Origin of the sequence: [Ruminococcus] torques ATCC 27756, assembly GCF_000153925.1 — a bacterium.
Lineage (GTDB): Bacteria > Bacillota > Clostridia > Lachnospirales > Lachnospiraceae > Mediterraneibacter > Mediterraneibacter torques.
Window position 1 is genome coordinate 61,534 of the sequence record NZ_DS264346.1, and the last position, 13,873, is coordinate 75,406.

Here is a 13,873-nt window from a genome sequence, read left to right on the forward strand (position 1 = left end):
TTTAAAAAGAAGGAGAGAAGTTTATGAAAAAGAGAATGTTCCATAAGGGAATGGCTGCGGTTCTCGCGGTATCGCTGACAACCGGCGGGGCTCTTCCGTTTATGGCTCAGACGGTTCATGCAGAAGACACTGCGGCAGAGCAGGGGCAGACGCCTGAGAAAAAGAGCGGTACTGTAACTCTTGAGAAGAAGAACGATGGTACGTATGTCTTCGGAAACGAATATCTGAAAAGAACGTTCAGTTTGAGCGCAGACAAAGTATTGTCAACAAAAGAGATTACAAACTATCGTACCGGAACTCCGACTGTGTTCACACCGCAGGCGGGCAGTGAAGAGTTTATAATCAACACGCTTGACAATAATTCCGAAGGGGAAGACAGCGGATTCGTAGCGCCTAAGAAAAAGTTGGAGACGACAGGTTGGAAGGCAACGGCGGACAGCGTTGCAGAGAATGAAGCGCCGAATGGCGGAGCAGACAAGATGTTCGACGGTGATAATAATACATATTATCATTCTAAATATGGGGATGGCGTGGATGCAGCGGTGAAAGAGTATCCGCATAATATTTATGTCGATTTTGGTTCGCAGAAGTCGTTCCAGTCTCTTCGCTATCAGCAGAGAGTGGATCAAAATGGAACTCCCACAGTGAGCGGGCATGTGAAAGGTTATAAGATTTATACCGGGGATAGCATCGATGCTCTGAAAACAACAGACGGTGCAAAACTGGTTGGTCAAGGTTCTTTTGAAAATAAAAAAGAAACATATGTGAACTTGGACGAAAAAGTGACAGCGCAGTATGTTCGTATTGAGTTTGTTGATTGTTATGAACCGTCAGCTGCAAATGTAAGCAAAGACGTAGCCTGCTGTTCGGAATTTGACTTTTTTGAAGATACAGCGACGTTCCCTGTAGTGGATAACGCGACACAGCTTAAGACGAGCGAAATGAAAGTGCAGGGCGAACCTCAACTGACAGAAAAGGACGGAGTGAAAACGCTGACGTTTACGTTTGAGCCGAAGAGAGTAAGAGGTGTAGATTACACGATCAAAGAAGTGATCACGATGAAAGACGGAGATTCTTTCATGAGAAAACACCTCGATATTTCTGTTGGGGAAGGGCAGGCAGAAAAAGCGAAGATCGATTATATCGATCTGGAAAATATGAACATCGCACAGACTGATCTGAAACAGAATGAATACTGGACGATCAGTGACACTATGGCGGACAATCCTGACATGGGCGGAATGAAAGGCGATTATCTGGAGCTTGGACAGCCGTACTATGTAGGTGCGATGTACTGGGGATGTGAGTTCCCGGAGACAGAGAACAAAATTAAAGGTTCTAATTCCTTTATCCGTTACTACTATGGAAAATCATTGAAATCCGATGATAAGTTTGAGTATAACGAAGGAAACGAAAACGGAAAGATGACGACGTGGGACGCTGTCGTAGGAGCTGCCCGAAGCAGAGATTACAGCGTGACACAGAGCGATTTCTATGAATATATCGAGACGATCGCAATAGATACGGAGTTCCGTCAGCAGTACAACTCATGGTACGACAACATGAAGGAGATCACGGACGAGATTATTCAGAAGAGTTTCTTCGAGATTGAGAAAGGATTCACACAGTACGGGATAGCTCCTCTTGATTCTTATGTTGTAGACGATGGATGGACGAATTACAGCTCCTTCTGGGATTTTAATAATAAGTTTCCGAATGAGCTTTACAACTCCAGTCTGCAGGTGAATCAGCTTGCGTCCAACTTCGGACTGTGGCTTGGACCAAGAGGCGGATATGGAACAGAAAGAACGATTGCGAATTGGATTGCAAGTAATGGTTTGGGTTCTGTAAATAATCAATCGGGTGGAGATATTAATATTTCTGATGCGAGATATCTGACGAAATTGAATAAAGATGTTTTCTGCGAGTATCAGGATAAGTTTGATATCAACTACTGGAAACTGGATGGAATGCTCTTAAATCCATCGACAGAGCAGTCCGAATATTATGTGACAGGTAATCCGCTTTATACGATTTCAGAGACATACGAGAGATGGACGGATATTTTTGAAGATATGCGTGACAACAGAGCGGGAAAAGACCTTTGGCTTAATATGACTTCTTACACAAACCCGAGTCCGTGGCACGTTCAGTGGGTGAACAGCGTATGGATGCAGAATACGGGAGATACAGGTTATACGGATAGCTTTAATGCAACGGATGAAGAAGCGATGCTTACATACCGTGACAACGCTTATTATAACTTCTTAAATGAAAGAGAGTGGCAGCTTCCGAACAAATATTTTTATAACCATGACCCGGTTTACGGATTGACTGCAAACGATGCTTATCATAGACCGGATATCAAATATACAGATGATGAGATGAGAAATCACCTGTATATGCTCGGAACGAGAGGAACGGCATTCTGGGAGTATTATTATAGTTACTCCATGTTTGATGACAATAAATGGCAGATCAACGCGGAAGCGGCAAAATGGATCGAAGACAATTTCGACATTCTTCAGAAATCACAGATGTTCGGCGGAAAACCGAATGACGGAAATGTTTACGGATATTCCTGCTGGAACGGAAAAGAGGGAATTCTCTCGATCAGAAATCCGAAGAATGAAGCACAAAGTTATAAAGTAACTTATGACAGACTGATCGGCGTCGGAGAAGATCTCGGAACTGTTTACGGAAAGGTTGTCGTAGGAGATCAGAGACACCAGACAGATGAACCGCTTACATATGGCAAGGAAGTGACATACACGCTTAATCCGAAGGAAGTTTTGATCCTGCAGTTTGGTGAGAAAGATGAAACTCCTGCGAAAATCCTTTCTGTAGAAGGAAACGGAAAAGAAGCAGAAGTTGAATTTGACGAGACGATCCGTACGCCGGAAGCGGGAATGTTTAAGGTAGACGGATACGAAGTGACAAAGGCAGAATTGAAAGCCGACAGACGTACAGTGAAACTGACTTTGGATAAGGAACTGAAAGATGCCCGGACAGTGAGCGTAAGTGTAGACGGCGTGAAAGATACTGTCGGAAATACTTCAAAAGTAAGCGCGCAGAATGATGCGTTTAAAGACGGCATCATAACAGGAGTGATCAGCGATGATCTGAAAGACGGAGCTGTATCGACAAAAGCGAAATACTCTGTCGACGGACACGGCGGATTTACTGTAACAGGTAAGATCAAGACAGATTCAAAAGACGTGGTACTTGCAGAGCAGAAAGGCGCTTATAAAGTCGGCATTGACGGCGAAGGATATCTGACGTTTGAGTTTAACAATATGAAGATCACATCGAAATATGATCAGAAGACGGTTGATAAAGCAAACGACAGCTACACAAGCGAGACGAAAGGAATTGCGGCTGACGGTAAAGAGCATCAATTCTCTGCTGTAAAAGAAATTAACGGAATGATCAAACTTTACCTTGACGGAAAAGTGGTTGCTTCAACATACAGCGAAGATAAAGCAAATCCGGAGATCGCAAAAGGCGAAACGATATTTGCGCAGGGTCTGACAAAAGACGAAGTTTCTTATATTACAGTTCTCGACAGATCGCTTGCATATGATGAAGTGAAAGATCTGATCGATACAGAAGATAATGTTGTTCTTGCAAAGAACAATCCGAAAGTAAAAGTTACCGCTTATGATGCAACTGCTAATACGGCAGTGGCAGAGAAACCGGACAGACCGTTTAATATGGTAAACGACGGCGTGAAGAGTACGGCGAATTATCTGGAGCTGACAGATACGAGCGACAGCCAGAACCATTCCCGTTACGTGCAGTTCGATCTCGGAGACGAGTATGATCTGACGAAGATCCATATGACAAGATACTGGGATGGCTCAAGAAAATACGGACCGACAGTGATCCAGTTAAGTACAGACGAGAACTTTGCGGCAGACAAAACGACAACGGTATATAACTCCGATAAAGACAATGTACATAAACAGGGCGCGGGCAAAGATGAGTTTTATGTCGAGACGGCAGCAGGAAAAGAGATGTGGAACGCAGAAAACAGTGAACCTGTAACAGCTCGCTACATCCGTGTCTATGTAAACGGAAGAGAAAATAATCAGGGTACGTCTGATCATATCGTCGAGTTCGAGGCTTACGGTGCGAAAGACGGCGGAGCGATCATCCGTCCGGACAGACCGGAAGAGCCGGAGAAACCGGTACTTACAGGCGTGACAGCGTCAGTTGAAAAGGCAGAACTGAAAGTCGGCGAGACAACAAAGGCAACAGCAACGATTATGCCGGAAGGTGCAGAAGGCGTAGAGCTTGCATGGACGTCTTCCGATGATAAGATTGCAACAGTAGATAAGGACGGAAACGTTAAGGCGGTTGCAGAAGGAACGGCAACGCTGACTGTAACGGCGACACAGGGAAGCGGAGACGGCGCGGTAACAAAAACAGCTACTGTGGATGTAACGGTAATAAAAGACGGCGGAACAGATCCGGAACCGGAGAAACCGGTACTTACAGGCGTGAAAGCGTCAGTTGAAAAGGCAGAACTGAAAGTCGGCGAGACAACAAAGGCAACAGCAACGATCATGCCGGAAGGTGCAGAAGGCGTAGAGCTTGCATGGACTTCTTCCGATGACAAGATTGCGACAGTAGATAAGGACGGAAACGTTAAGGCGGTTGCAGAAGGAAAAGCAACGCTGACTGTGACAGCGACACAGGGAAGCGGAGACAGCGCGGTAACAAAAACAGCTACTGTGGATGTAACGGTAATAAAAGACGGCGGAACAGATCCGGAACCGGAGAAACCGGTGGTACTTACAGGCGTGAAAGCGTCAGTTAAGAAAGCAGATCTGAAAGTCGGCGAGACAACAAAGGCAACAGCGAAGATCACACCGGAAAAGGCAGAAAATGTAACATTTGCATGGGCTTCTTCCGATAAAAAAGTTGCAACGGTAGATGCTGACGGCAATGTAAAGGCAGTCGGTAAAGGAACAGCGAAGCTGACAGTGACAGCGACACAGGGAAGCGGAGCGGACGCAGTGAAAGTAACTGACACTGTGAAAGTAACGGTTACAAAAGACGGCGGTCAGACACCGCAGGAGGATGGAAAGACACCTCCGAAGACAGGAGACGAAACAGCGCCGTTCTTCCCGTTTGTACTTGCACTTGCGGCAGGCGCAGTGGTCATGATCACGAGAAAAAAGAACGGATAAACAAAGATACGCAGAAAAGATCAAAATAAAAAATTGATACTTAAAAAGGATTGCCGTGTGAGCGGCGATCCTTTTCTGCATTATCGGATATTCCGGTTTCTGATCGCGCAGAACCTTCAGGGAGGACGTCTGCGCCGCAGCAGGCAAGTTTACAGCTTTACGGCGTGTGGAAAGGAAACGTATATAAAAATGTTAGAATGGAAAAAACGGTTCGCTTTGTGATAAAATGATAGAAGAAAACAACTTCGGATCATTGAAATGGGAAAACGCAGAAGGAATATAATGAAAAGTATTATGAGGAAATGCTGTCGGTCGTTCGGGAATACAAGGATTACAGCGTGCTTGGGCATATGGATCTGATCGCCCGTTATGATGAAAAGGGCGTCTATCCGTTTGAAAAGATCAAACCGATCGTCGAAGAGATTTTGCAAGTTGTCATAGCGGATGGGAAAGGTCTGGAAGTGAATACATCGTCATATCGGTACGGCCTTTCTGACACGACGCCTTCTGCGGAAATTTTAAAACGGTACAGAGAGCTTGGCGGAAAGATCGTCACAATAGGGAGCGACAGTCATAAACCGGAACACTTGGGCGCTTATATAGAAGAAACGAAGGAAATGCTGAGAAAAGCAGGTTATACGCAGTTTTGTACTTATGAAAGAATGTCTCCGGTTTTTCATGATCTATAACAACGTTTTTGCTATATAAACTGCAAAGAAAGCGGAGAGAAAAGAGATAATTGTGCAGTATAAACAAAATAAAGAAAATAGAATAAACATATTGCACAAAAGAAGTCCGGGCAATAGGCGAAAACTATCATAAATTACAAATCGGTTGCTAAAAAGTGCAAATAACTGAAATGTAAAGTGCGATATCATAAGAAAATAGGAATAGTGGGCAACTATAGTAACTAGAAAAAGAGGGAAATGTATGAGAAAGAGAATGAAAACAGTAAGAGGCTTGTGGGCAGGTCTGCTTGCGGCGGCAGTTGTACTTACATCGGCTGCACCGTCGGCGTTGACCGTACAGGCAGAGGAAGCTGACGCAGTGCAGACTGCAGAAGTTTCAGGGGTGGAATATCAGATCTACCCGACTCCCCATGAGATGACTTATCAGGATGGGGGATTCGACATCGGAGAAGTGAATATTGTTTACGAAAACGGTGTTGATGATGTGACAAAGAATCGAATGACAGAAGTTCTTTCGATCAAAGGCAAGAGTGAGAGCGCTGCTGTTACCAATGCAAAAGTTGACGGCAAGACGAATATCCTTGCAGGTATCTACGGCTCCGATGGATATGTAGATAAATATGTGAAGGAGCATTACACAGTAGATAAATCTTTGTTTGACCATCACGGTTCCTATTTCCTCGCATCTAATAAGGGTGAGATCGTAATCCTCGGATTAGATACAGATGCGGTATTTTACGGCATCACATCTTTGAAGCATATCTTCAATCAGATGGACGGAACTACGATCCGCAACTTTGAGATGAGAGATTATGCAGATGTAAATATCCGTGGATTTATCGAAGGATATTACGGACTTCCGTGGTCGAATGAGGACAGAATGTCTCTTATGAGATTCGGCGGAGATTATAAGATGACGTCTTATATCTTTGCTCCGAAAGACGATGAGTATCACAAAGGAAAATGGCGTGATTTATATCCGGAAGAAGAACTGGCAAAGATCAAGGAAATGGTAAAAGTCGGAAACGATTCTAAGTGCCGTTTCGTTTGGACAGCCCACCCGTTTATGGGAGGATTTAATCAGGCGCAGGCAGATCAGGAGATTCAGGCGCTTCTGCGCAAATTTGATCAGTTGTACGATGCAGGCGTGCGTCAGTTCGGAGTACTCGGCGACGACGTCGGAAGCCTTCCGAGAACGATCGTGATCAACATGATGACAAAAGTATCCGAGTGGGCAAAAAAGAAAGGCGATGTATATGACACAGTATTCTGTCCGGCAGGATATAACCATTCATGGCAGTCAGGCGGTACAGGCGGCAATTATGCAGAGCTGAACGAGTATGACAAAGGATTCCCGGAAGATATCAAGATCTTCTGGACAGGAGAAGCAGTATGTAAACCGATCGAGCAGGTAACGCTTGATCACTTCAGAACTCATAGAACGACAGACGGTCAGAAACGTCGTGCCCCGCTATTCTGGCTCAACTGGCCTGTAAACGACATTAATCACGGACGTCTTATGATGGGTAAAGGTGTGCAGCTTAAAACAGATGTAAATCCGGAAGATCTTGCGGGAGCGGTGACAAACCCGATGCAGGAATCAGAAGTATCGAAACCGGCGATCTTCGCAGTTGCGGATTATAGCTGGAATATCGCAGGATTTAATATGGATAAGAGCTGGGCGGATTCATTTGCGTATATTGATGAAAATGCATCTGAAGAGCTTCATACACTTGCGAAACATATGTCTAACCCGGAACCGAACGGACATGGACTTGTATTGCCGGAGTCAGAAGAAATTCAGGGTCTGATCAATACTTATAAAACACAGCTTGCAGCAGGAAACGTAGAAGAAGCAACAACAACGCAGCTTGTGGCAGAGATGACAACAATCATTGAAGCTTGCGACGGTTTCCATGCAAAGAGCAAAAACGAGGCAATGAAAGCGGAAATCCTTCCGTTTACAAACTCTTTGAAAGATCTCTGTACGGCAATCCGTTCTTTTGCACAGGCACAGGATGCAATGCAGAAAAATGATATGCAGAGCGCGTTTGATCTGTATATGGCAGGTTCGGGAAGTTATGCGACATCCCAGACATATACAAAAGAGATGTACAATGCGTCTCCGGCAGTTGTAACTCCGGGATCGACCCATTTGATCCCTCTGGCAAAAACATTGGAAGCGGCATTGTCAGATCCGATGAACGATTATGTGGCAGGCGATGTTGAAAGACCGTTGAAAATTACGGCAGAGGCAAGCTTTCAGACATGGCAGAGCGGAAAACCGGCAGATATTATTGACGGCAACAGCGGTACGTATGCATGGTACAACGGAGCAGAAGGTGTCGGACAGTATTATCAGGTGAACTTCAGCAAACCGACGACTATTTACGGCGTACATATCGAAAACGGCGCAGGAAAAGAGAAACCGGACGATACATTCGGATACGCAAAACTGAAATATCAGGCAGAAGGTTCTGATGAGTGGAAAGAATTAGAAAACGGAAAAGAATACGGACCATATGCTGCGAAAGTTGATGTGGCAGGACTTGAAATCGAGAACGTTACGGCAGTTCGTTATGAGTGCTCGAGAGTGGGAGGATCTGGTAAATGGCCTTCTATGCGTGAGTTCAAAGTAGACTTGCAGCCGGGAGCGGCAGATACGTTTACAAAAGAAGTGATCCGTACAACAGAAGGTTGGACTGTTTACAATAATGGAAACGAAAATAATGCAATCGACGGTGATGAAGGCACAAGCGTACATTACAATGTAAGACAGGGAGATCCTACAAACGGTGACTCTATGATCGCAGGTGATTATTTCGGAGTGAAGCTGTCCGAGAAGATCACACTTGGAAAGATCAAGATTGTCCAGGGTAATAATGATACACATGCAGATTATATGCAGAACTGTGATCTGGAGTGGTCGGTTGACGGTCAGAAATGGACAAAGATTGCAACATTTGAAAACAAACGCACGATAGAGATCGATGTATCTGACAAAGATATTCAGGCACAGTATGTTCGTATCAAGAATAATGCGACACAGAAAAACTGGTTTGCGATCAGAGAATTTGACGTTGACTCTAAAGTATGGTTTAACTCGAAAGTTTACACAAACGTAGACGCTTACAAAGAATACAGAGCAAATTTGTTGGATGAAAGCGCTGAAATCGAAGCTAAGAATGATATTACTTTAAAGAAAGATCAGTATATCGGCTTAAAATTAGACCGCATTCATGAGATTAAAGATATTCAGAAGAATCTTGAAAATGCAGACAAGCTTACCCTTGAAACATCTCTCAATGCATATGAGTGGACAACATATGATGCAAAGAAACCGGGAGATGCAAGATATATCAGACTGATCAACAAGACGAATGATGATGTGAAATTCAATTTGAAACAATTCGTTGTAAATACGGTAGAGTTCAAAGAAAAATCACTGCATTCAAAAAGCGGAAATTATACGATCACAGATCCTGAGAAAGCGTTCGACGGAAACAGAGCAACAGAGGCTGTTTATCAGACATCACAGAACGAAGGCGTTTGGTTCGTATACGATCTCGGACAGACAATCCACTTCGATAAGTTCAAAGCTGTCTGCGAGGATAGCGAGCATGACTATATCAGACATGGTAAATTCTCTGTATCTACAGACGGAGAGACATGGGAAGAAATCATGACTCTCGGTTCACAGGATGGACCAAATAACGGAGAAGCGAATGATACTGACGAGATCGGCGCTGTACTTCCGAATCATGAAACTTCTTATAATACAAAAGAAGCAACAAATATTAACAAAGATGCACGTTACCTGAAATTCGAGGTAACAAGAACAAAAGTCGGTTCTGACAAGTGGGTTCGCTTCAGCGAGCTTGAGATCAATGACGGAGCGTATGTTCCGAGCGAAAACGATCCGACATATGAAAGCTCATGTCTCGATACACAAAACGGAAAATTCTCTTATATGTCAGATATGAATCTTGCGACATCATTTGTTCCGGCAGAAAAGAGCGGAAACCTTGTTTATCATGTATCAGAGAAGAATGACCGCAATAAGATTAAGATTGTCCAGAGAGCAGATTCGATTTCAAATGCAACTGTAAGTGTGAGAACATTAGCAGAAGCAGATACATGGAAACCTGTCGGAACACTGGGCAAGACAGTGAATGAGTTTGTTCTTCCGAATGAGACAGTGCTTCTTGATGTGAAAATTGAGTGGTCAGATGCTAAGGTCGGCATTATAGAGATGTTCCTTTCAAAAACAGATGCTCCGACACCGGAAGTAAAAGAATGGACAGTGACACTTGACGGAAAAGAAGTAAAAGTAAAAGACGGAGAGAAACTGACGAAACCGGCAGATCCGACAAAAGAGGGATACAAATTCCTCGGATGGTTTGTAGGAGATAAAGAGTTTAACTTCGATACACCAATCACAGAAGAACTGAACGGTATTAAGATCGAAGCTCGTTTTGAGAAGATCGACACACCGACACCGGAAGAGAAATTTTGGACAGTGACACTTGACGGAAACGAAGTGAAAGTAAAAGACGGAGAAAAACTGACGAAACCGGCAGATCCGACAAAAGAAGGATATAAATTCCTCGGATGGTTTGTAGGAGATAAGGAGTTTAACTTCGATACACCGATCACAGAAGAACTGAACGGTATTAAGATCGAAGCTCGTTTTGAGAAGATCGACACACCGACACCGGGTGAAAAAGAATGGACAGTGACACTTAACGGAAAAGAAGTCAGAGTAAAAGACGGAGAAAAACTGACAAAACCGGCAGACCCGACAAAAGAGGGATACAAATTCCTCGGATGGTTTGTGGGAGATAAGAAGTTTAACTTCGACACACCAATCACAAAAGAACTGAACGGTATTAAGATTGAGGCTCGTTTTGAGAAAATAAAAGATGAGCCACAGCAGCCGAACAAAGGCGGAGCAGTTCAGACAGGTGATACAACAAACATAGCGCTGTGGATTGCATGTCTTGGTATAGCAGGCGCTGCAGTTGCTGTAACTCTTAGATCACGCAGAAAACGTTCTTAATGAAACGGTTGTTTTGATTGACGAACGGTGATCAGTTATAAAAAGTAAAATACAGATTTTTCTGCCGGCAGGATTTATCCTGCCGGCAGTTTTGCAGTGTGGATTAAAGATAAAACAATAGAATATGGAACGTAAGAAATGTTTTCAAAAAAGCTATAAAAAATGAGCTTTAAAAAATCGTAAAAAACTGTAAAAAATTTTAGTAAAAAAATTGACAGAATAAGAAAAAAAGACTTGCAATTATAAAAGTTATATGATAATATTAAAAACGGTTCTGCTACAGAACTAGAAAACAATGGCCCCGTGGTCAAGCGGTTAAGACATCGCCCTTTCACGGCGGTAACACGGGTTCGATTCCCGTCGGGGTCATTTATCGTTCGGACAACAGAAGTATTGTTGCGAAAAGAATGATAAAACTATGCATATTATTTTACTATGTGTAGTATATATATATATATATGAATAAGGCGCAGTAGCCAAGTGGTAAGGCGTGGGTCTGCAACACCCTGATTCACCGGTTCAAATCCGGTCTGCGCCTCTTGAGAGATCCCGAAAGACTAATGTTTTTCGGGATTCTTTTTTGCAAAAGGCGAGCGGCACAACTGTCTTGTCATTTGTAAACTCAAGTGTTATAATGAGCATCACGACAGAAACAAAGGCGTATGGATTTCATGCGGGAAAGGGTATACGAATGACGATTAGAGAAGAGATCGAACAGTTGAAGAAGGAAAAAAACGCGGTCATACTGGCGCATTATTATGTAAGACCGGAAGTTCAGGAAATTGCAGATTATATCGGCGATTCTTTTTACCTGAGCAAGGTGGCAGTAGAGTTGGAGGAGCAGACGATTGTGTTCTGCGGCGTTTCGTTTATGGGCGAAAGTGCGAAAGTGCTGAATCCTCAGAAGACGGTTCTTATGCCGGATGCAAAAGCGGACTGTGCGATGGCGCATATGGCAGATGAGGAGACGATCCGTGCGATGCGGAAGAAGTATGATGATCTTGCGGTTGTCTGCTATATTAATTCAACGGCAGAACTGAAAAGATTATCGGATGTATGCGTAACTTCGGCAAATGCGGTTCGGATTGTAAAGGCACTTCCTAACAAAAACATTTTCTTTATTCCGGATAGAAATCTGGCGCATTTTGTGGCGGAGCAGACGCCGGAGAAGAATTTTGTATACAACGAAGGATATTGTCCGATTCACGAGACGGTAAAAATAGAGGAATTAAAGCAGGCGAAAGCGGAGCATCCGGAAGCGGAAGTGCTGACGCATCCTGAATGTCCGAAGTCGCTTCTTGATCTTTCGGATTATATCGGAAGCACGTCCGGCATTATTGATCGTGTGGGAAAGAGCGACGCTGAGGAATTTATCATCTGCACGGAAAACGGTGTGAGATATGAGCTTGAAAAAAGATATCCGAATAAAAAGTTCTATTTTACAAAAACAGAACCGGTCTGTGAAGATATGAAAATGATCACTCTGGAAAAGATCGCTCATGTTTTGAGAACAGGTGAAAATGAAGTTCAGATGGACGAAGCTCTTCGTGCCGAATCAAAGAAACCGTTGGAAAAGATGCTTGATCTGGCAAAATAACAGGTGAAAATGAAAGATATAATTAAGGAATAGTAAGGTAAGATTAGGGGCGCTAAGGGAAGTGGATATGGAAAAAATAAAAGAAAAACAAGATCAGGTCGATGTGGTCATTGTCGGAACAGGAGTCGCAGGATTATTTGCGGCATTGAATCTGCCGCGTGATTTTAAAATTATGATGATTACCAAAGCGGATCTGGAGAGCAGCGATTCATTTTTGGCACAGGGCGGAATCTGCGTTTTGCGCGATGAAAGTGATTATGACAGTTATTTTGAAGATACGATGCGTGCGGGGCATTATGAGAACCGAAAAGAATCGGTCGATATTATGATCCGCAGTTCGCAGGAGATCATCAGGGAACTGATCGGGTACGGCGTTGAATTTGAACGCAGGACAGAGCATAGTGATGATGTCATCGGTGACAGTGATATTTCTCGTACATATGAGTATACAAGAGAAGGGGCGCATTCAAGTCCGAGGATTTTATTTCATGAGGATATTACAGGAAAAGAAATTACGGGAAAACTTTTGGCGCGGGTGAAAGAGCTTGACAATGTAGAGATTTTTGAATATACGACAATGACGGATATTATAGAGGAAGGCGGAGTATGCAGAGGCGTTGTCATGCAGGAACAAGACGGAACGAGCCGGGCAGTTCGCTCAGCGTATACGATCGTTGCAAGCGGCGGAATCGGAGGATTGTACCGTCATTCCACAAATTTTCCGCATTTGACGGGAGATGCTCTTGAAATTGCGAAAAAACACGGAATCAGACTGGAACATACCGATTATGTTCAGATTCATCCGACAACGCTTTATTCTAAGAAGCCGGGGCGGAGATTTCTGATTTCGGAATCAGTGCGGGGAGAAGGAGCTGTTCTGCTTGATAAAGAGGGAAATCGTTTTGTAAATGAATTGCTTCCGCGGGATGTCGTTACAAAAGCGATTCGCGAACAGATGGAAAAAGACGGAACAGATCATGTGTGGCTGTCTATGGAGAATATAGGAACAGAGTCGATATTGAGTCATTTTCCGAATATATACAGACGTTGTAAAGAAGAAGGGTACGATGTGACGAAAGAGCCGATTCCGGTTGTTCCGGCTCAGCATTATTTTATGGGAGGCATCTGGGTGGACAGCGATAGTCAGACTTCTATGGAACGGTTATTTGCGGCAGGAGAGACGAGCTGCAACGGAGTTCACGGAGCAAATCGTCTGGCAAGCAATTCTTTGCTGGAAAGCCTTGTGTTCGCAAAAAGGGCGGCGCAGAAGATCGGAAGAGAAAAAACGGATACCGCCGCAAAGCAGGCGGGAGAGAACGAAAAAAGGAGTGGA

Annotated in this window: 5 protein-coding genes, 2 tRNA genes and 1 pseudogene; all 8 read left to right on the top strand. The window is 43.9% G+C overall.

What is annotated here, in order from left to right:
- Positions 1–23 precede the first annotated feature (23 nt).
- Complete coding sequence (locus RUMTOR_RS04855) at positions 24–5,195, top strand: Ig-like domain-containing protein (RefSeq protein ID WP_004846010.1); 5,172 nt, start codon at positions 24–26, stop codon at positions 5,193–5,195.
- Between the two features lie 33 nt (positions 5,196–5,228).
- A complete protein-coding gene (locus tag RUMTOR_RS12995; protein ID WP_162776428.1) occupies positions 5,229–5,417 on the top strand; it encodes a hypothetical protein in 189 nt (62 codons plus the stop codon).
- A gap of 80 nt (positions 5,418–5,497) precedes the next feature.
- Positions 5,498–5,884, top strand: a complete 387-nt coding sequence (locus RUMTOR_RS04860) for a PHP domain-containing protein (RefSeq protein ID WP_022003076.1) — start codon at positions 5,498–5,500, stop codon at positions 5,882–5,884.
- 241 nt (positions 5,885–6,125) lie between these two features.
- On the top strand, positions 6,126–10,943 hold the full coding sequence (locus RUMTOR_RS04865) for a beta-N-acetylglucosaminidase domain-containing protein (RefSeq protein ID WP_004846012.1): 4,818 nt from the start codon (positions 6,126–6,128) through the stop codon (positions 10,941–10,943).
- 297 nt (positions 10,944–11,240) lie between these two features.
- A tRNA-Glu gene (locus RUMTOR_RS04870) sits at positions 11,241–11,312 on the top strand.
- Positions 11,313–11,409: 97 nt separating this feature from the next.
- Positions 11,410–11,481 (top strand) — tRNA-Cys (locus tag RUMTOR_RS04875).
- A gap of 153 nt (positions 11,482–11,634) precedes the next feature.
- A complete protein-coding gene (nadA, locus tag RUMTOR_RS04880) occupies positions 11,635–12,540 on the top strand; it encodes a quinolinate synthase NadA (RefSeq protein ID WP_044929665.1) in 906 nt (301 codons plus the stop codon).
- Between the two features lie 67 nt (positions 12,541–12,607).
- A pseudogene (locus RUMTOR_RS13980) lies at positions 12,608–13,858 on the top strand (L-aspartate oxidase); the annotation flags it as partial.
- Between the last annotated feature and the right edge of the window lie 15 nt (positions 13,859–13,873).

Excerpts from the sequence above, each read along its gene's own strand:
- RUMTOR_RS04865 (WP_004846012.1), top strand. The coding sequence starts at position 6,126 with ATGAGAAAGAGAATGAAAACAGTAAGAGGCTTGTGGGCAGGTCTGCTT.
- RUMTOR_RS04860 (WP_022003076.1), top strand. The coding sequence starts at position 5,498 with ATGCTGTCGGTCGTTCGGGAATACAAGGATTACAGCGTGCTTGGGCAT.
- nadA (WP_044929665.1), top strand. The coding sequence starts at position 11,635 with ATGACGATTAGAGAAGAGATCGAACAGTTGAAGAAGGAAAAAAACGCG.
- RUMTOR_RS04855 (WP_004846010.1), top strand. The coding sequence starts at position 24 with ATGAAAAAGAGAATGTTCCATAAGGGAATGGCTGCGGTTCTCGCGGTA.